We start from the raw sequence: 18,907 nt of genomic DNA, 5'->3' as shown, positions 1-18,907 counted from the left end.
CCGTGCCAATTGGCGAATCGCGGGGTTTTGGTAAGAAATTTGAAACGAAAAGAAGCTGCTGCCCAAGGGGTGGGCAACGGCTTCTTTTGGATGCCTAAATTTTGGGCAGTCAGCGTCCCATCGGCGCGGAGGCATCGGGCAAATTGGCCTTGGTCCAGTTCGACCGCTCGATGACATAGGCGCGAATCGCCTCGACATCGGCGGGTGTCAGCACCCGCGCGAAGCTCACCATACCGCGATCCTTCAAGGCGCCGTCGATGATCACCGACTTCCACGCATCGGCATTGGCGAGCGTACCCGAGACGCGAAGATCGGGGGTGAAGCCGTTGCCGATCGCGCTGTCGCCGTGACAGACGATGCAATAGCGGCCGAAATGCGCCTTGCCCGCGGCGACCTGCGCCGGGGTGCCGATCATCGCAGGTGGATTCCACGCGAGCGCGGTCGAAGCGGGCGGCGCGGGGAGCTTTATCGTGCCGCCGACCTTCATCACGACGAGGCGCGGGATATTGGGCACCTTGCGCGTCACGCCGCCCGCGACCCCGGCGACGAGCGGGAAGGCGCCGCCCTTGCTCGTCTGGAAAGCGACATATTGCACCCCGCCGACGCGGAAGGTCGACGGCGCGCTGACGATCCCCGACTGCATGTCGAGGTCGAGCAACTGCTTGCCGGTGTCGGCGGCATAGGCGCGGAAGCGGCCCGTGCTCGTCCCCTGAAAGACAAGATTGCCCGCCGTCGTCATCGTGCCGCCGTTCCACGCGGCGGGATGGTCCACGCTCCACGCGACCTTGCCGGTGCGCGGGTCGAAGGCGACGAGGCGGCCCGTCGTGGCGGCAACCGCCGCCTTGAACGCGGCCTTGTCGTCGGGGAGCAGAGTCTTGTTGAGCGACGTTCCGACGTTGAACCCCAGCACCTTCCTTTTGTCGAGTTCGTCCATGTCGGCGAGATAGCCCTGCGGGATCTGCTGCGCGGGGATATAGACGAGGCCCGTTGCGGGGTTGAAGCTCATCGGATGCCAGTTGTGCGCGCCGAGCGCGCCGGGGATCGCGATGAAGGGCTTGCCCGTCTTGTAGAAGCGCGCCTCGGGATTTTCGATCGGGCGGCCCGTGGCGAGGTCGTAGCCGCTCGCCCAGTTGATCCCGTCGACGAAGGGTTTGGCATCGATCAGCTTACCGTTTGCGCGATTGATCGTGAAAAAGAAGCCGTTCTTCGGCGCATGGTACAGCACCTTGGTTGGCGTGCCGTTCACCGCCTGCTCGGCGAGGATGATCGGCTGGGTTGCGGTATAGTCCCACGTCTCCGCGGGGGTCTCCTGATAGTGCCATTTATATTTGCCGGTCGAGGCGTCGAGCGCGACGACCGAGGAGAGGAACCAGTTGTCGCCTTCGCCGTTCGAGCGCGTGCCGTGATTCCACGGGTTGCCGTTGCCGACGCCGAGATAGATCTGGTCGAGATCCTTGTCGTAGACGATCGCGTCCCACACGGTACCGCCGCCGCCCGAGGTCTGCCATTCACCCTTGTCGGACCAGGTCGCATTGGCCTTCGACGCGAAGATGTCGTCGCTGGCCGCGCCGTCCTTTTCCTTCTTCGGGTTGGGGGCGGTGTAGAAGCGCCAGCGTTCCTTGCCGGTGTCGGCGTCATAGGCGGTGACATAGCCGCGCACGCCGAACTCGGCGCCGCCGTTGCCGATCAGCACCATATCCTTCACGACGCGTGGTGCGCCGGTGATCGTGTAAGGCTTCGACGTGTCGAAGGTCTGCGTCGACCACAGTTCCTTGCCGGTCTTTTTGTCGAGCGCGATCAGGCGGCCGTCGAGCGCGCCGACGAACACCTTGTCGCCCCAGACGGCGACGCCACGGTTGACGACGTCGCAGCAGGCGCTGACTGCTCGCTCACCCGGAACCTTCGGATCGAATTTCCACAAGGGCTTTCCGGTCGCGGCATCCCAAGCGCTGACCTTCGACCAAGCGTGCGTCACATACATCACCCCGTCGACGACCACCGGCGTGGCTTCCTGCCCGCGCGCATCGTCGAGGTCGGCGGTCCACGCGATGCCGAGGGTGCCTACATTCTTGTCGTTGATGTCGGTGAGCGGGCTGAACCGCTGTTCGTCATAGCTGTAGCCGATGGCGCCCCAATTATCGCCGTTTCCACCGGTCTTGAGCAGGGTCTCGCTGACCTTTTCGGCATCGTCGAGCGATCCGCCGCTGGCACTCTCATTCTTCGATGCGTTGCATGAAGCCATTGCCAGTGCCGCGCAGCCCAGCAGCGCGGCCGTAAAGACCCGTTTCGCCATCCCTTGCTCTCCCGTTCGACGCCTATCGTTGACGTTAACGTCAAGACTGCGCCCGAAGGCGCAAGGGTGCAAGCGGGAAAATGGGGGCGGGGGCTGGCTTACAGCCAGGGCGGCGCGTTCAGGCCCTTGGGGCTGGCGGTGAAAATTTCGCAGCCCGTCTCGGTGATGCCGATGCTGTGCTCGAACTGCGCCGAGAGCGAGCGGTCGCGGGTGACCGCGGTCCAGCCGTCGGCGAGCATCTTCACCGCATATTTGCCGGTGTTGATCATCGGCTCGATCGTGAAGAACATGCCGGGGCGAAGTTCGGGGCCGGTGCCGGGGCGGCCAGCGTGGACCACTTCGGGCGCGTCGTGGAACATCTGGCCGAGGCCGTGGCCGCAGAAATCGCGGACGACCGAATAGCGGTGGCGTTCGGCGTGGGTCTGGATTGCGTGCGCGACGTCGCCCATGCGGTTGCCGGGCTTCGCCTGCTCGATACCGAGCATCAGGCATTCATAGGTCACCTCGACGAGGCGCTTCGCCTTGATCGGCACGTCGCCGACCAGATACATGCGGCTCGTGTCGCCGTGCCAGCCGTCGACGATGCTGGTAACGTCGATATTGACGATATCGCCCTCGCGCACCGGCTTGTCGTCGGGAATGCCGTGGCAGACAACATGGTTGATGCTGGTGCAGCAGCTGTGCGTGAAGCCGCGATAGCCCAAGGTCGCGGGAATGCCGCCGCCCTCTAACATCATCGTGCGGACGAGGTCGTCGATCTGTGCGGTCGTCACGCCCGGCTGGACGAAGGGGACGAGCGCGTCGAGGATTTCGGCCGACAGGCGGCCCGCCTTGCGCATCCCGGCAAAGCCCGCCGCATCGTGGAGCTTGATCGTGCCGTCGCGCACGGGGGTGGGGCTCGCCGCATCGCCGGCGGTTACGGAGACATAGTCGTACATGGGGGTGATATAGTCGCTGGGGCCTCAAAAAGCGAGGGGCGGCACCATGGCCGCCCCTTCACCTTTATTCTGCGGCCTTCTCGGCCTTGCCCTTCGCCTTGCCCTTGCTCGCCTTGGGAGCGGCAGGGGTGATTTCGAAGGTCAGCGGGTTGCCGACATGCGCGTCGTCGCCCGTCTTCATCTTCACCTTGACCTCGCCGCCGTGGACGAGCTTGCCGAAGAGCAGTTCCTCGGCGAGCGGCTGCTTGATCTTTTCCTGGATCAGGCGGCCCATCGGACGCGCGCCATAGAGTTTGTCATAGCCCTTGCCGGTCAGCCATTCGCGCGCCGCATCGTCGAGCTGGATATGGACGTTGCGGTCGGCGAGCTGCATTTCGAGCTGCAGGATGAACTTGTCGACGACGCGTGCGACCACTTCGGGCGGCAGGTAGCCGAACGGCACGATCGCATCGAGGCGGTTGCGGAATTCGGGAGTGAAGAGATTCTTCACCGCTTCCTCCTGCACATCCTCGCGAGTGAACGCGCCGAAGCCGATGCCTTCACGCGCCATGTCGCTGGCGCCCGCATTGGTCGTCATGATCAGGATGACGTTGCGGAAGTCGACCGTCTTCCCGTGATGATCGGTCAGGCGGCCATGGTCCATCACCTGCAACAATATGTTGAACAGGTCGGGATGCGCCTTTTCGATTTCGTCGAGCAGCAGCACGCAATGCGGGTTCTGGTCGATCGCATCGGTGAGCAGGCCGCCCTGATCGTAACCGACATAGCCCGGAGGCGCGCCGATCAGGCGGCTGACCGAATGGCGTTCCATATATTCCGACATGTCGAAACGCTGGAGCGGAATGCCCATGATCGACGCGAGCTGCTTCGCGACCTCGGTCTTGCCGACGCCGGTCGGGCCGCTGAACAGATAGTTGCCGATCGGCTTTTCGGGATCGCGCAGGCCCGCGCGGCTGAGTTTGATCGCCGACGACAGCACCTCGATCGCGGTATTCTGGCCGAAGACGACGCGCTTGAGGTCGGTTTCAAGGCTCGCGAGCGTCGCCTTGTCGTCGGTCGACACCGATTTGGGCGGGATGCGCGCCATCGTCGCGATGACCGCCTCGATCTCCTTGGCGGTGATCGTCTTCTTGCGCTTCGACGGGGCGACGAGCATCTGCATCGCGCCGACCTCGTCGATCACGTCGATCGCCTTGTCGGGCAGTTTGCGATCATTGATGTAGCGCGCCGACAGGTCGACCGCGGCGTTGATTGCATCCTGCGTGTAACGCACCTGATGATGCGCCTCGAACGCGCTGCGCAGGCCCGCGAGGATCTTTTTCGTGTCTTCAAGGGTCGGTTCGACCACGTCGATCTTCTGGAACCGACGGAGCAGCGCGCGGTCCTTTTCGAAGTGGTTGCGGAACTCCTTGTACGTCGTCGAGCCGATGCAGCGGATGACGCCGCCCGACAAGGCGGGTTTCAGGAGGTTCGACGCGTCCATAGCGCCACCGCTCGTCGCACCCGCGCCGATGACCGTGTGGATCTCGTCGATGAACAGGATCGCGTGCGGCAGGCCTTCGAGTTCGGTGACGACCTGTTTCAGCCGCTCCTCGAAATCGCCGCGATAGCGCGTGCCGGCAAGCAGCGCGCCCATGTCGAGCGAATAGATGACCGCGGGCAGCAGCACTTCGGGCACGTCGCCCTCGATGATCTTGCGCGCGAGACCTTCGGCGATCGCGGTCTTGCCGACGCCGGGATCGCCCACATAGAGCGGGTTGTTCTTGCTGCGGCGGCAGAGGATCTGGATCGTGCGATCGACCTCGGCGCTGCGGCCGATCAGCGGGTCGACCTTGCCGCCTTTCGCCTTTTCGTTGAGGTTGACGGTGAACTGGTCGAGCGCGGTTTCCTTCTTGTTCTTGCCTTCGCTCTTGTCCTTCGCCTCTTCCTTTTCCTCCGGCTCGGCCTGCGGTGAGGGCTTGCCGCCCTTGCCGACGCCGTGGCTCAAATAGGAGACGGCATCGAGGCGCGTCAGGTCCTGCTGCTGCAGGAAATAGACGGCGTAGCTTTCGCGTTCGGAGAAGAGCGCGACGAGGACGTTGGCGCCTGTCACCTCATCCTTGCCCGACGACTGGACGTGCAGGATCGCGCGCTGGACGACGCGCTGGAAACCGCTCGTCGGCGACGGATCGCTGTGTCCCTCGACCTTCAGGCTGTCGAGTTCGGTATCGAGATAATGGACGACCGCCGATTGCAGGTCGTCGAGCGCGACGCCGCACGCACGCATCACTTCGGCGGCATGATCGTCGTCGATCAGCGCATAGAGCAGATGCTCGAGCGTCGCATATTCGTGATGACGCTCCGAAGCGGCCTTCAGCGCGTTATGGAGGGTCTTTTCGAGGCTTTCCGAAAAGGACGGCATGGTCATTCATCTCCTTGCGGGGGCCAGGCCGGGGAGAGCGGCCCCCTTAGAAATGCAACGTGGCGATGCCGCCGCCCCACCGCAAGGGAAAAGCGGTCGGCTTTGTGAAATTACGATGACGGGGTTGTATTATGGTTAACGTAGCGTTGATTTCTGCGCTACCTTTCGGAGTAGCTGATCGCTGCAGAGCCGTTGGTGTAATTTTCGATGATGATGAACCGGGCGATTTTTGCTCGCCCGCGGGCCGCGCCTTCAAATACGTCGCCCTTGGCACCGTCTCTATCGCCGCCGGTAATCCTGACGAAACGGTTTTGCTTGACCATATCGCGCGCAATGCCGGCAATTTGTTCGTATCCGGCGCCAACATAATCCAGCGTGCAGCGCTTTTCGGCCGGGTCGTATGAAACAGTCAGATTTCCTTTGCCGCCATCGCCTTTGAACCACAAGCTACGGCCAGGGACGAGTGGAGCGGTGGCTTCAAAGCCCAACTTCGACAGTTCTTCGGTCGGCGGTGCCGCTTCGGTTCCGATCAGGCGGGGGCACAAATAGAAAGCGCCATTTACGGTTGTGTGAATCGGCGATTCCGGAGCTACCTGCGCATGTGCGGATGCAGGCAAGAATAACAACATCGGCACGTAGGCAAATGGCCGCCCTATCTGTGGAAATTCCATCTACCCCTCCCCGGAAAGACATCGTTTCCTTGGGGTAATTTGAAAATGAATGATAGTTCAATATATTCATTCAAATGCGGCCGGCGGTTCCGACGCTAATTCTCGCCCGCCCGATCAACCATATCCATGAAATCGCGCGCCAGATCGCGCTCCCCTTCGTCCTCGAACGCGACATCGAGGTCGGGTGCCACGCCCAGCATATACATCAGCGTCCAGAGCGCGAAGCGGCGGCCGGGGTTGGTTTCGAGGCCGAAGTCGACGCGCATGCGTTCGGTGCCCGCGGCGTGCGCCTCGGGGTGGATCGCCGCGATGTCGGCGGTGCCGAAATAGCGGCGGAGCTGGTCGTCGAAATCCATGTCGCCCTTTTGGCGCATTAGCATTGCTTGGCAAGGTCGCATGGCAAAATCGGGCGATCCGGGGACCCGCCCGGTTGTCTTTGGCCAAGCGCCCCGATAGGGCGGCGGCTGTGAAGACCAGCATCGACATCGGGACAGACGGCACGGGGCAGGGCGTGCGCATCGACGTGCAGGAACTGCTCGCAACGCGCCTGCTCGTGCAGGGCAATTCGGGGTCGGGCAAGTCGCACCTTTTGCGCCGTATCCTTGAGGAAAGCGCCGAGCTGGTGCAGCAGATCGTGATCGATCCCGAGGGCGACTTCGTGACGCTTGCCGACGCGTACAGCCATGTCGTGATCAACGGCGGCGACTATAATGAGCGCGAGATCGCGGCGATGGGCGCGCGCATCCGCGAACATCGCGCGTCGATCATCCTCAGCCTCGAATCGCTCGATATCGAGGCGCAGATGACCTGCGCGGCGGCGTTCCTCAACGCGCTGTTCGATGCGCCGCGCGAGCATTGGTTCCCCGCGCTCGTGGTGGTCGACGAGGCGCAGATGTTCGCGCCGAGCGTCGCGGGCGACGTCGCCGACAATGTCCGCCGCGCGAGCCTTGGCGCGATGACCAACCTGATGTGCCGCGGGCGCAAGCGCGGCCTCGCCGGCGCGATCGCCACGCAGCGGCTGGCGAAGCTCGCGAAGAATGTCGCCGCCGAGGCGAGCAACTTCCTGATGGGGCGCACCTTCCTCGATATCGACATGGCGCGCGCCGCCGACCTGCTCGGCATGGAGCGGCGGCAGGCCGAGACGATCCGCGACCTCGAACGCGGCCATTTCCTCGGGCTCGGCCCGGCCATCTCGCGGCGGCCGATCGCCGTGCGGATCGGGTCGACGCAGACCTCGACGCGGCTGGGCACGCACGGGCTGATGCCGCTGCCGTCGGCCGGCGGTGAGGATATGCGCTCGATGCTCTTCACCGAATTGGAAGCACCGGCGCAGCCCCGCTTCTTCGCGCCCGAACCCGAACCGGTCGCGGCGAGCGAGGTGCTCGAGCGGATCGCCGCGAGCGAGCCGCTTCACGAGGATGCCGATGCGCCGCCGGTGCTCGATATCCTCGAAGCGGTCGAGGAAGCCGAGCAGAGCGATGCGGTGGTGATCGAGACGCTGCAGGAGATGCTTTCGGACGCTGACTGCGCCTTCCAGCCCGAATCCTTCCTCTATCAGGATTTTTCGGTGCGTTGCCGGATGCAGAAGCTGAAGAAGGTGCCGCTCGACCTTGCCACCTTCCGCCGCCGCTTTGCGCTCGCAAAAGGGGGCGTGTTCGACCCCGCCGAGCCGCGCTGGCGCGAGATGCTGGCCGTCGCCGACCGGCTGCCGCACGACATGTTCGCGCCGTTCCTCCAGATCGCGCGCGCCGCGATGGACGGCGAACCCTGCCCCGACGACGAGATCCTCGGCCGCGCCTATGGCAGCCGCTCACCGGGGCGCATCCGCCGCCTTGTCGAATATATGGAAAAACAGGGCGTGATTGTCGTGCGCGCCGATTTTGGCGGGCGCCGCTCGATCGGCATCCCCGAACTCGGGCTCAGCACCGAAGCCGAATAGGGCGACGGCCTCGTCCCGTCGCGGTTTCGCCGCGACCCGGCATGTTAACGCCGAATTAGTCACCTAAAGTCTTGGGGTCGGACCCGGATCGGCGCAATCCTTGCCGCAGGTTCGCGCCTAGAACAGCGGATGCCAGCTCTCTTGGGTGGGTGGATCGTCCCGACAATCCCGTAAACCACAGGAGAGACTGCCATGCCTCGTCACGGCGTATATCCGCGCGACATCGTTCCGCCGCGCTCCAAATATTCCGACGCCGGCCGCTTTGGCCGCATGTTCGGCGAATTGCCGCCCTTTGCCGCCGACACCCCCGATGTCCGCGCCGCGCTGATGGAAATCGGCAAGGCCGGGGGCATCATGGATGCCAAGGACAATCTGACCAAGACCCCCGCCGAGCTGATCACCAACCCGGCGCTGTCGGCAAAGAACAGCGACAATCCGACGCTGACCGCGGGCTTTACCTTCCTCGGCCAGTTCCTCGACCACGACATGACGTTCGACCCGACCTCGAGCCTCGAGCGGCAGGTCGATCCCGAACAGATCGCCAATTTTCGCACCCCCAGCCTCGGGCTCGACAATGTCTATGGTGCGGGGCCGGGCGGAAGCCCGCATCTCTATGACACGCAGGGCGGCAAGGGCGGCAAATTCCTGCTCGAACCCACGGGCACCGCGAACAAGTTCGACGTGCCGCGCAACAGCCAGAAGGTCGCGCTGATCGCCGACCCGCGCGACGACGAAAACCTCATCATCGGGCAGCTTCAGGTCGCCTTCCTGAAGTTTCACAACGAGGTCGTCGACTATGTGAAGACCAAGATCAAGCTGACGGGATCGGACGAGATTTTCGCCGAGGCGCAGCGGATCGTGCGCTGGCATTATCAGTGGATCATCGTCCATGAATTTCTGCGGAAGACATGCGGCGATGCGGTGGTCGACGATGTGCTGACCAATGGCCGTAAATATTACAGCTGGCACAACGAGCCCTATATCCCGGTCGAATTCTCGGTCGCGGCATATCGTTTCGGGCACAGCCAGGTGCGGCCGTCGTATCGCGCCAATTTCACCGGCAACGGGGGCAATCCCTTTTTCGCGATGATCTTCACGCCGACGCCGTCGGACCCGAACGATCCCGACGATTTGTCGGGCGGCTGCCGCGCGCCGCGGCGCTTCGTCGACTGGCCAACCTTCTTCGATTTCAGCGACGGCAATGTGAAGCCGAACAAGAAGATCGACACGACCCTGTCGACGTCGCTGTTCCGCCTGCCGGGCTCGGTCGTGCCGAACCCCGATCCGAAATCGAACCCGGCGTCGCTGGCGCAGCGCAACCTGCTCCGCCACCTGACCTTCTCGCTGCCGTCGGGGCAGCGGGTGGCGCGCGCGATGAAGCTGCCCGAATTGTCGAAGGGCGACCTTGCTGACCTGAAACCCCACGGCTTCGACGACCGCACGCCGCTCTGGTTCTATATCTTGCGCGAGGCGCAGGTGACGCAGAATGGCGAGCGGCTGGGGCCGGTCGGGGCGCGGATCGTCACCGAGGTGTTCCTCGGGCTGCTGCAGGGCGACAAGGGATGCTACCTCTCGCAGGATCCCGAATGGCAGCCCTTCCTGCCGACCGTCGACGCATCGAAGAAGGGCGACGATTTCCGGATGATCGACCTGCTCCGCTACGCCGAGGTCTCCTAGGAGCAAAAAAGGGGGGGCGAAGGCGCCGGCGCTCCGTCGCGGGGCGTCGGCGATCTTCGGGGTGGAATTCACCCCTTCCTGAAGAGAGCTTCGGCCGCGGCCTTCTGGCTCGTCGCGGCGCTGCGGTGCGCCTTGATGCGCGCAATCTCGCCTTCCAGCACCGCGATGCGGTCGTCGAGTTCGTCGACCGAAAGCGGATCGAGCGGTTGCTTGATCAGGGCCGCGAGCACATCGTCGCGGCGGCGGGGAAGGTCGTCATCGTCCATGGCGCATCCTCTCTCTCGCTGGTCCCTGCGGCCGAAAAGGCGCGCGACTGTTGACCGGCGCCGTCCGACTGTCAATAATGCGGCGCGAGGGATGTGGGACCTTTTGAAAAGTGGGGGAATTTAGCGTGACCAGCTTGCCGTCGAGCATGACCGCCGTCGCCATCAATGCGCCGGGCGGTCCCGAGGTGCTGCAACCCGTCGAGCGACCGGTGCCGCAGCCCGGCCCGGACGAGGTGCTGATCCGCGTCGCCGCCGCGGGGGTGAACCGCCCCGACGTGCTGCAACGCATGGGTTATTACCCGCCGCCGCCGGGCGCTTCGGACCTCCCGGGGCTGGAGATCGCGGGGACGATCGTCGCGGTCGGCCCGGGGGGCGATCCCGAACATCTGGGGCAGGCGGTGTGCGCGCTCGTCGCGGGCGGCGGCTATGCCGAATATTGCGTCGCGCCGGCCGGAAGCTGCCTGCCGGTTCCGAAGGGCTTTTCGATGGAAGAGGCGGCGGCGCTGCCCGAAACCGTCTTCACCGTGTGGCATAACCTCTTCGAGCGCGGCTATGTACGCGATGGCGAGACCGTGCTGGTCCATGGCGGCACCAGCGGCATCGGCACGACAGCGATCGGCCTTTGCAAGCTGTTCGACATCAAGATCATCGTGACGTGCGGCAGCGCCGATAAATGCGCTGCTGCGACCGCGCTCGGTGCCGATCTGGCAATCGATTATTCCAGCGAGGACTATGTCGAGGCGGTCAAGACCTTCACCGGCGGCAAGGGCGTCGACGTCGTGCTCGACATGGTCGGCGGCGACTATCTGCCGCGCAACCTCGCCTGCCTTGCCGAGGACGGGCGCCATGTCACCATCGCCTTCCAACGCGGCGCGAAGATCGAGATCGACATCGCCGACGTGATGCGCCGCCGCCTGACGCTGACCGGCTCGACGCTCCGCGCGCGCAGCGCCGGGTTCAAGGCGCTGCTCGCCGATGAGATCCATCGCACGCTGTGGCCGCGGCTGGGCGAGGGCGGGTGGAAGCCGGCGATGGACCAGAGCTTCCCGCTCGCCGACGCGAGCGCCGCGCATGCGCGGATGCAGGCGGGCGAGCATGTCGGGAAGATCGTGCTGACGGTGGGATGAGGCCGCCCGGCGGTTGACAAAGACAGCGACGGTGACCACCGGCGAGGCGAACGCAGCGGCGTTCGTTTCCGGAAAGGTGGTTATGGCTGGTCGTTCGCTTTTTCTCGAGGACCTCGAAATCGGGCAGGTCTGGACCGGCGGTCCGATCGAGATGACCGAGGCGGACATCGTCCGCTTCGCGCGCGAATATGACCCGCAGCCGATGCACATCGACGCCGAAGCGGCAGCGAAGGGGCGCTTCGGCGGCCTGATCGCGAGCGGCTGGCATGTCGCGTCGGTCGTGATGCGCGAATTCGTCGATGCGGCGCCGTTCGGCGACACGCCGCTGCTCGGTCTCAAGGTCGACGATCTCCAGTGGCGGAGCGCGGTGCGCCCCGGCGACCGGCTGTCGATCCGGCGCGAAATCATCGATGTCCGCCGGTCCGGCAGCAAGCCCGATCGCGGGGTGCTGACGATGCGGATGACCGTCACCAACCAGCGGGGCGAGGTCGCGATGTCTTTCGTCAACCTGATCCAGATACCGGCGAGGCCCGGCGACAGCGCGGGCTGAAACGAGAGGGCCCCATGACTGATCGGCCGGTCCTTCACAAATATACGGCCAGCGGCAATTGCTGCTATTGAGGGAAGGAAATCCCGTGCTTGTTCCTGAAGACCACGAGTTTCTGGTCTTCCTTCTGCGCGAACGCCCCGTTCTTTTTCCGCGCAAGGAAGCCTATGATTTTAACGACGGCTTCAGGCCGCAGCACCGGCAATGCCAACTCACAGCTATCCACCTGTTCCAATCGCAAGGCCTTGATATGATTTCGGGGATATGTTGGCTCGACGTCCATGGAAAGCTCTATCCCTGGCCCCATGTGGTCAATTTACAAGGCGATGAGCTGGTTGACTATTCGCATGGCATTGCCGAGCCGTCTTTTGGATTTTCTCCAATGACGAATGATGAAGTCGAGCAACGATTCAATCGGATTACGGCAGCATATGATATTGAAGAGTTTGACGATCGGGTCAAACCGGGCTGGGGCGACCCGCTGGCACAGCTTCTATCGGACGAATGGTATGTCAGGCTGCGCGACAATGCCGGGCGGCGCTGAATCCCTGCACTTGCCCCACCGGCCAAACAGGTCTACATCAGCCGCCGAATGGCCGCCCCGCGAGGGGCGGCCCTTATTATTTCCGCTTGGAGACTTTCGTCATGGCCACTGCCGACGCTACCCCGTTGATGCCGCACGCGACCGCCGCCTGGCTGGTCGACAACACCGGCCTGACCTTTGCCCAGATCGCTGAATATTGCGGCATCCACATCCTCGAAGTGCAGGCGATCGCCGACGAGACCGCCGCGACCAAATATACCGGCCGCGATCCCGTCCGTGCGCACGAACTGTCGATGGAAGAAATCGAAAAGGGCCAGAAGGACCCGAACTACAAGCTCAAGATGAGCGTGCAGGCGCAGGACACGATTCGCCGTACCCGCGGCCCGCGCTACACCCCGGTCAGCAAGCGTCAGGACAAGCCCGACGGCATCGCGTGGATCCTGAAGAACCACCCCGAAGTGTCGGACGGCGCGATCGGCAAGCTGATCGGCACGACGCGCAACACGATCGGCGCGATCCGCGACCGCAGCCACTGGAACAGCGCAAACATCGTGCCCAAGGACCCGGTGACGCTCGGCCTGTGCTCGCAGCGCGAACTCGATGCGCTCGTCGCCAAGGCGGCGAAGAAGGCGGGCATCAAGGCGCCCGAGGACAGCCGTTTCGAAGGCGATCGCGAAGCGCTGCTCGAGGAACTGCGCGCCGAGCGTACCGCCGCAAATGAGGCGCGCGCCGCCGAGGAAGCCGAAGCCGACGGCGAAGCCTGAGGCATGGCGGCGGCGGACGAGGACAATATCCCGGCGGCCAGCGGCTCGCCGGATGCGTCGCTGACCCAGGACGACAGCTTTACCGCGACGAGCCATGCGGGGCTGACCTATCCGTGGGGCGAAGCCGCGCCGGGACCGGGCGAGACGATCCGCATCGCGAACGGCATCAGCTGGGCGCGCATCCCGATGCCGGGGTCGCTCGGCCATATCAACAGCTGGCTTCTGGACGACGGCGCCAACGGTGAAGAGGGCGGCGTTGCGGTCGTCGATACCGGCATCTGCCTCACCATGTGCTCCGACGCGTGGAAGGCACTTTATGCCGGCGCGCTGAGCGACAAGCGCATCACGCGCGTCATCGGCACGCACCTGCACCCCGACCATATCGGCCTCGCGGGATGGATCGCGAAGAAGCAGGATGTGAAGCTGTGGATGACGCGCGGCGAGATGCTCACCGCGCGCGCGATCGTCGCCGATTCGTCCGACACCGCCCCCGACGAGGTGCTGACGCAGTCGCGCGCCGCGGGCTGGGACGAGGCGGCGATCGAGGCGTCCAAGGCGCGCGGCTGGAATATGTTCCAGCGCATGATCTTCACCCTGCCGCGCTCCTATGTGCGGATCAAGGATGGCGACCGCCTCGACATGGGCGGACACCAGTGGCGCGTCGTCACCGGGTCGGGGCACAGCCCCGAACATGCGTGCCTGTGGAACGAGAAAGAGGGCGTACTCGTCTCGGGCGACCAGGTGCTACCGCGGATCAGCTCGAACGTCTCGGTCAACATTACCGAACCCGACGCCGATCCGCTCGGCGAATGGCTCGCGTCGATCGACAAATTGCTCGCAACCGTCCCCGCCGACGTCGTCACCTGTCCGGCGCATGGCGAGCCCTTCAAAGGGCTCCACGTGCGCCTGATGGCGCTGCGCGACGAGCACCGGATGCGGCTCTACAACCTCGCCGAGGCCGCCGCGAAGGCGCCGATGCGCGCGGTCGACAGCTTCCCGTTACTCTTCAACCGCCCGATCGGTGAGCATAATCAGGGGCTCGCGACGGGCGAGGCACTCGCGCATCTGAAGCGGCTCGAGGTCGAAGGCCGGGTGCAGCGCGAGGATCGCGACGGGGTGTGGTGGTATCACGGCGTCGCCTGATGCGCGCATTCGGTTTCTTGTTGGGCGCCGCGGTTCTGGCGGTGACGGCTCCCGCTTCGTCGAGCGAGCCGACTGCCACCGATCAGGCAAATGACGAGATCGTCGTTACCGCGCGCCGCTCGGGCGCGCCAATGTGGACGATCGAGACGCGCACCGGGGTCGTCATCCTCGTCGGCGAGATTGCCGGAGTCCCGAAGGCGACGCCGTGGCGGCCCGAACGGCTCGAAGGCGCGACCGACCGCGCGCAGCGGGTGATCCTCGGCACCAAGGCGAAGGTATCGCCGGGCGACATCTTGCGGCTGATCTTCAAGGGCGGTGGGCTCACCAGATTGCCGAAAGGGCGCGTTGCCGGCGACTATCTGACCGCGGCCCAGATGAAGCGGCTCCACGCGCTCGAAACGCGTTTCGGCCAGGATTATGCGCGCGGGAATTTCCTGATGACGGCGTTCGACCTGCTGTCGAAAAGGCTGTCGTTCAACAAGGACACCGCCGACGACGCCTCCGACGTCGTGCGCAAGGCGGCGCGGCAGTCGAAAATTCCGACGCAGCCCGTCGGCGAGGTGCGCGGCGAGGATATGCTCGACAATCTGTTCGCCGCGGCGCCCGAAACGCATATCCCGTGCCTCGAAGCCGCGATGGCGGCGACCGAGGCGGACGGCGACGTCGTGATCGAGCGCGGCCGCGCATGGACCGAATTCGACGTCCCCGCGGTGATGGCGAGTCCGCTCGAAGAAGCGCTCGGACGCTGCTGGCCGTGGACGAACGACAGCTTCGGCCCCGAGCTGCGCCAGACGTGGGTCGGTGCGATCCGCGGCGCGACGGCGCAGCCCGGCGTCACGCTGGCGGTGGTGCCCTTGCGTATCCTTGCCGAAAAGGACGGCGTGCTCGACCAGCTCAAGGCACAGGGCCTGCCGATCGCCGGTCCCGCCTGGTAGGCTGCGGCTTATCGCGGTCTTTGCATGATCCAGCTGAACGCCATCGCATTGAAGATGGTGTAGAGGCCATAAAGCATCAGCGCGGTGAACCAGTTCCGCGTTGCGATCGCCATCGCGCCGACGAGCAGCAGGAATTCGAAGACGTACGTGATGTTCGGCCCGACCTTGTCCGCGAGCGGCCTCACCATCTGCTGGATCAGCGGGTCGTCGCTTTCCATGAAGGCGCGGTGCATTGCGAAATTGCCGACCCCGGCACAGAAAATGGCGATGAGCGCGATTACCATAGGTTTGCAAATGGGGGACGCGGGGTGGAAATGCCAGCAACATTCGGGTTATAGGGGCGCACCGTTCGCGCACCGGCCCCGCGCGACCGATCGAACGAACCCGGCTTCTGCCCCCAGAGAAGGACGTCTTCGGTGACAGCTCTCCCCCGCCTGGCCGCGCTTTGCCTGCCGTTTGCGCTCGCCGTACCGATGGCGAACGCGATGCAGGATCCGGCAGACTCGCTCCAGCCGAACCCCTTGCTCGTCGATCCGGTGCTGGCGAACCCGATCCCGACGGTTCTTGTGCCGCTCGATCCCGAACTGCCCGTCGCGGTGCGCGCGATGATCGACGCCGCCTTCGCGACCGGCGATAATGACGATGTCGAAGCCGTGGCCAAATTCGCCCGGCGGACCAATCCCGGCAATATCGGCGAAATCGATGCGCTGCTCGCTTATTATCGTGCCGGGCATCCGCCGGAAACGCCGCCCGACCCGGTGGGCAATATGCTCGCGGCCGCGATAGCGAGCGCCAGGGATGCCGATGTCGAGGCGGTCGGCAAGCTTGCGAAGGAAACCAATCCCGAAAATGCGGCGGAGATCGAGGAACGGCTGCTCGCCTATCGCGCCGAGCGCAAGCGGCTGCGGGACGAGGCGGCGGCGGCCGAGCGCGCAAAGCTGGCGGCGGCGAAATTCTGGCAGAACTGGAAGGGCGAGGGACAGATCGGCGCATCGCAGAGCAGCGGCAACACCAATTCGGTCGGGCTGAGCGCCGGCGTCGCGCTCGCGCGCAAGGGGATCGACTGGACATACAGGTTTCGCGCGCAGGCCGATTACCAGCGTACCAACGGCAAGACGTCGGTCGAGCGCTATCTGACCGAGCTTGAGCCGCAATACAGGATCGACGACCGCACTTTCGCTTATGGCCTCACCCGCTGGGAACATGACCGGATCCTCGGATATGACACGCGCTGGAACCTGTCGGGCGGGCTCGGCTACAAGGTAATCGACAGCAAGAAGATGACGCTCAGCCTGAAGGGCGGGCCGGCGTTTCGCCAGACCGATTTCGTGAACGGCGGCGAGGATACCGAAATGACGGCGCTGGCGGGTCTCGATTTCGGCTGGCAATTGTCGCCGACGCTGCGGTTGACGCAGGTCGCCTCGACGATCATCGGCGAGGCCAACAGCTCGACCAGCTCGCAGACCGCGCTCAACGCCAAGCTGACCGGCGCGCTGTCGGCGCGCATCGCCTATTCGGCGCAGATCGACACGAGCCCGCCGCCGGGGATCGAAAAGGTCGACACGCAGACGCGCTTTACTTTGGTGTACGGCTTCTAGGCGGGGCGGCGATCAGCTTCCGTCGAACGCGTCGGCGCTCCCGATTTCCTGTCCGTCGGCGAGCAGGCCGATGCCGGGGACATGGTTGAACTCGATTCGGATGCCGTCGGGATCCTCGAACAGGATCGAATAATAGCCGGGCGCCCACGGCTCTTCCTGCGGCGCATGGACGATATGGATATCGTCGCGACCGGTCAGGAAGGTGCCGACGGCGTCGACAGCGGCGCGGTCGCGCATCCGGAAACAGGCATGGTGCAGTCCGGGGGCGCCCTGATCGAAGCGCTTTCCAGCATTCTCCGGGCTGCCCGTGCGGATGCCGATCGCGGTGCGGCCGCCGACGCCATAGAGCATATAGTCGCTGTCGAGCACGACCTTGAGACCCAGATAGCGGATCATGTCACGCCAGAAGGCCGTCGAGCGCGCAAAGTCGCCCGCGGTCAGGATGACGTGTGCGACGCCGTTGAGGTCGCTCATCTGCCGCTCCCTATTTGATTGCCGCCAGCACGTAGAGGAATTCGGCAAAGCCCATCGTCGCATCGACGAGCCCCGCGACTTTCGGGTTGGTCGAATCGATCAGGAAGTATTCGTCGGGGGCGTGCGCGCCCGAACCGTGGCCGATGCCGAAATGTGCAGCGGGGATCGACACCGGCGGCGCCGTGAAGGTCGACCCCGGCCAGCTGCCCGCCATGCGCGGGTTGAGGCTCGTTGCGACGCCGAGCTTCTTGTAGGTTGCGAGTTCCGAGCGCACGAGGCGGCTGTCCTCGGCGACCTCGGTCGGGTCGTAGCCGCCCGATACATTCACCTCGACATCGGTGAAGCCATGTTTGTCGAGATGCGCGCGCAGCTTCTTTTCGGCCTCGGCGCGCGTCTGGTTGGGAACGAGGCGGAGGTCGAGCTTGGCGACCGCCTTGCCGGGCAGGATCGTCTTGCCGCCGGGGCCGGTATAGCCCGCGACGAGCCCCTCGATATTGACCGTTGGTTCCTGCGCGAGGCGGATCAGCGCGTCGTCGTAGGAGAGGTTGTCGATCCAGTGAGTGACGCCGAGCGCGGCCTTTTGCTGCGCTTCGTCGCCCGCCTTTGCAGCTTCGCGGATCAGCGTCTTCTCGCGCTCGGTCAGCGGGCGGACATTTTCGAACCAGCCCTCGATCGCGGGCTTGTTGCCACCCTCGGTAACGAGCGTCTGGAGAGCCTGCACGAGGCGCCATGCGGGCGAATCGACCATGGCCTTCAGGCTCGAATGCACGTCGCCCTTCGGCCCGCGGCCCCATTTCTCGCCGCTCGCGATCAGTTCGAGTTCGATGATCCCCTTCGATCCGAGGTTGACCGTGACGTTGCCCGTCTTGCCCTGCGAGGCGAAGGGGATGAAAATGCCCTCGCATTTCTTGAGCGCGGCAAGCACGTTCGGCTTGGTCGCGATCTGGCGGAAGTGCGGCGACCCGATCTCCTCCTCGCCTTCGCATACGAGCACGATGTTGACGGGAAGCTTGCGCCCCGCGGCGCGGATCGCGTGGAGTGCGGCAAGGAAAGCGGCCTCGGGGCCTTTCTGGTTCACCGCGCCGCGGCCCATGATCGCCTGCCCGAATCCGGGGCGCTCGACCATCTTGCCCTCGAGCGGCGGCGACGACCATTCGGCCGGATCGAACTGTTTGACGTCGTACATGAAATAAATGCCGAGCGTGCGCTTGGCGCCGACGTCGATCGTGCCGAACACGCCGGGGTGGCCGTCGGTGGGTACGATCTCGACATTTGTGAAGCCAGCGTCTTTCGCGAGTTCGGCCATATAGGCGGCGCCTTCGGGCATGCTGCGGTCTTCGGCGGCGATCGAGGGCAGGGCGATCCAGTCGCGGATGCGCTTGATCGAGGCCTGCTTGCCGGCCTCGGCCGCCTTGCGGATGTCCGCCATGCTTCCCGACTGCGCCCAGAGCGGAAGGGGCTGCATGAACGCTGCGCCCGCGCCCAGCATCGCGGTGCCGCGAAGCATGTCGCGGCGGTTCAGTCGGTCAAGCTCCCGGAAATCCATCACAAGTCCCCTGCTGCTTCGAATGCGAAGCAATGTGCCGCATC

General features: G+C 64.7%; 18 protein-coding genes. 9 read left to right on the top strand and 9 right to left on the bottom strand.

Features of this window, described 5'->3' with window-relative positions; translation table 11 throughout:
• Positions 1 to 109: 109 nt before the first annotated feature.
• The 5 genes from ACIPPQ_RS10335 to ACIPPQ_RS10315 form a co-directional block, all read right to left on the bottom strand.
• Entirely contained in the window at positions 110 to 2,293 is a 2,184-nt protein-coding gene (locus tag ACIPPQ_RS10335; protein ID WP_446544019.1) for a PQQ-dependent dehydrogenase, methanol/ethanol family, read from the bottom strand.
• Positions 2,294 to 2,391: 98 nt separating this feature from the next.
• Positions 2,392 to 3,231, bottom strand: coding sequence for a type I methionyl aminopeptidase (map, locus tag ACIPPQ_RS10330; protein ID WP_446544018.1), 840 nt, complete (start codon positions 3,229 to 3,231; stop codon positions 2,392 to 2,394).
• 64 nt (positions 3,232 to 3,295) lie between these two features.
• Positions 3,296 to 5,632 (bottom strand): ATP-dependent Clp protease ATP-binding subunit ClpA, encoded by a 2,337-nt coding sequence (clpA, locus tag ACIPPQ_RS10325; protein ID WP_446544354.1) that lies wholly within the window; start codon positions 5,630 to 5,632, stop codon positions 3,296 to 3,298.
• 158 nt (positions 5,633 to 5,790) lie between these two features.
• Complete coding sequence (locus ACIPPQ_RS10320; RefSeq protein WP_446544017.1) at positions 5,791 to 6,303, bottom strand: hypothetical protein; 513 nt, start codon at positions 6,301 to 6,303, stop codon at positions 5,791 to 5,793.
• Between the two features lie 95 nt (positions 6,304 to 6,398).
• Positions 6,399 to 6,659, bottom strand: coding sequence for a hypothetical protein (locus ACIPPQ_RS10315; RefSeq protein ID WP_327450841.1), 261 nt, complete (start codon positions 6,657 to 6,659; stop codon positions 6,399 to 6,401).
• Positions 6,660 to 6,769: 110 nt separating this feature from the next.
• On the opposite strand from ACIPPQ_RS10315, the gene ACIPPQ_RS10310 reads away from it, so the two are divergent.
• Together ACIPPQ_RS10310 and ACIPPQ_RS10305 are read left to right on the top strand one after the other, a co-directional pair.
• Complete coding sequence (locus tag ACIPPQ_RS10310) at positions 6,770 to 8,242, top strand: helicase HerA domain-containing protein (RefSeq protein ID WP_446544016.1); 1,473 nt, start codon at positions 6,770 to 6,772, stop codon at positions 8,240 to 8,242.
• 192 nt (positions 8,243 to 8,434) lie between these two features.
• Positions 8,435 to 9,919, top strand: coding sequence for a peroxidase family protein (locus ACIPPQ_RS10305; protein WP_446544015.1), 1,485 nt, complete (start codon positions 8,435 to 8,437; stop codon positions 9,917 to 9,919).
• Positions 9,920 to 9,987: 68 nt separating this feature from the next.
• Here ACIPPQ_RS10305 and ACIPPQ_RS10300 read toward each other — a convergent pair whose 3' ends face one another.
• On the bottom strand, positions 9,988 to 10,185 hold the full coding sequence (locus ACIPPQ_RS10300) for a DUF1192 domain-containing protein (RefSeq protein WP_446544014.1): 198 nt from the start codon (positions 10,183 to 10,185) through the stop codon (positions 9,988 to 9,990).
• A 146-nt stretch (positions 10,186 to 10,331) separates the two neighbouring features.
• Here ACIPPQ_RS10300 and ACIPPQ_RS10295 point away from each other — a divergent pair, with 146 nt between their 5' ends.
• The 6 genes from ACIPPQ_RS10295 (at position 10,332) to ACIPPQ_RS10270 (ending at position 15,245) form a co-directional block, all read left to right on the top strand.
• The gene (locus tag ACIPPQ_RS10295; RefSeq protein WP_446544353.1) at positions 10,332 to 11,312 is read left to right on the top strand and encodes an NAD(P)H-quinone oxidoreductase; all 981 of its coding nucleotides are present in this window, start codon (positions 10,332 to 10,334) and stop codon (positions 11,310 to 11,312) included.
• Positions 11,313 to 11,394: 82 nt separating this feature from the next.
• Positions 11,395 to 11,862, top strand: a complete 468-nt coding sequence (locus ACIPPQ_RS10290) for a MaoC family dehydratase (RefSeq protein ID WP_446544013.1) — start codon at positions 11,395 to 11,397, stop codon at positions 11,860 to 11,862.
• Positions 11,863 to 11,947: 85 nt separating this feature from the next.
• Entirely contained in the window at positions 11,948 to 12,403 is a 456-nt protein-coding gene (locus ACIPPQ_RS10285) for a hypothetical protein (RefSeq protein WP_446544012.1), read from the top strand.
• 101 nt (positions 12,404 to 12,504) lie between these two features.
• Positions 12,505 to 13,167 (top strand): cell cycle transcriptional regulator TrcR, encoded by a 663-nt coding sequence (locus ACIPPQ_RS10280; RefSeq protein ID WP_446544011.1) that lies wholly within the window; start codon positions 12,505 to 12,507, stop codon positions 13,165 to 13,167.
• A 3-nt stretch (positions 13,168 to 13,170) separates the two neighbouring features.
• Complete coding sequence (locus ACIPPQ_RS10275) at positions 13,171 to 14,310, top strand: MBL fold metallo-hydrolase (protein ID WP_446544010.1); 1,140 nt, start codon at positions 13,171 to 13,173, stop codon at positions 14,308 to 14,310.
• A complete protein-coding gene (locus ACIPPQ_RS10270; RefSeq protein WP_446544009.1) occupies positions 14,310 to 15,245 on the top strand; it encodes a TraB/GumN family protein in 936 nt (311 codons plus the stop codon). Before ACIPPQ_RS10275 ends, ACIPPQ_RS10270 begins: the two co-directional genes overlap by 1 nt.
• An 8-nt stretch (positions 15,246 to 15,253) precedes the next feature.
• On the opposite strand, the gene ACIPPQ_RS10265 is transcribed toward ACIPPQ_RS10270, so the two are convergent.
• On the bottom strand, positions 15,254 to 15,529 hold the full coding sequence (locus ACIPPQ_RS10265) for a hypothetical protein (RefSeq protein ID WP_446544008.1): 276 nt from the start codon (positions 15,527 to 15,529) through the stop codon (positions 15,254 to 15,256).
• A 132-nt stretch (positions 15,530 to 15,661) separates the two neighbouring features.
• Between ACIPPQ_RS10265 and ACIPPQ_RS10260 the strand changes: the two genes are divergently transcribed.
• Positions 15,662 to 16,843: a DUF481 domain-containing protein gene (locus tag ACIPPQ_RS10260; RefSeq protein WP_446544007.1), complete on the top strand. Its 1,182-nt coding sequence runs from the start codon at positions 15,662 to 15,664 to the stop codon at positions 16,841 to 16,843.
• A 12-nt stretch (positions 16,844 to 16,855) separates the two neighbouring features.
• Here ACIPPQ_RS10260 and ACIPPQ_RS10255 read toward each other — a convergent pair whose 3' ends face one another.
• Both ACIPPQ_RS10255 and ACIPPQ_RS10250 read right to left on the bottom strand, forming a co-directional pair.
• Positions 16,856 to 17,317 (bottom strand): VOC family protein, encoded by a 462-nt coding sequence (locus ACIPPQ_RS10255; protein ID WP_446544006.1) that lies wholly within the window; start codon positions 17,315 to 17,317, stop codon positions 16,856 to 16,858.
• A 10-nt stretch (positions 17,318 to 17,327) separates the two neighbouring features.
• Positions 17,328 to 18,863: a M20/M25/M40 family metallo-hydrolase gene (locus ACIPPQ_RS10250; RefSeq protein WP_446544005.1), complete on the bottom strand. Its 1,536-nt coding sequence runs from the start codon at positions 18,861 to 18,863 to the stop codon at positions 17,328 to 17,330.
• Between the last annotated feature and the right edge of the window lie 44 nt (positions 18,864 to 18,907).

This window comes from Sphingopyxis sp. LARHCG72 (assembly GCF_052871675.1).
Note: the sequence above shows the minus strand (reverse complement) of the source record. Positions and strands in the feature narration are given on the sequence as shown.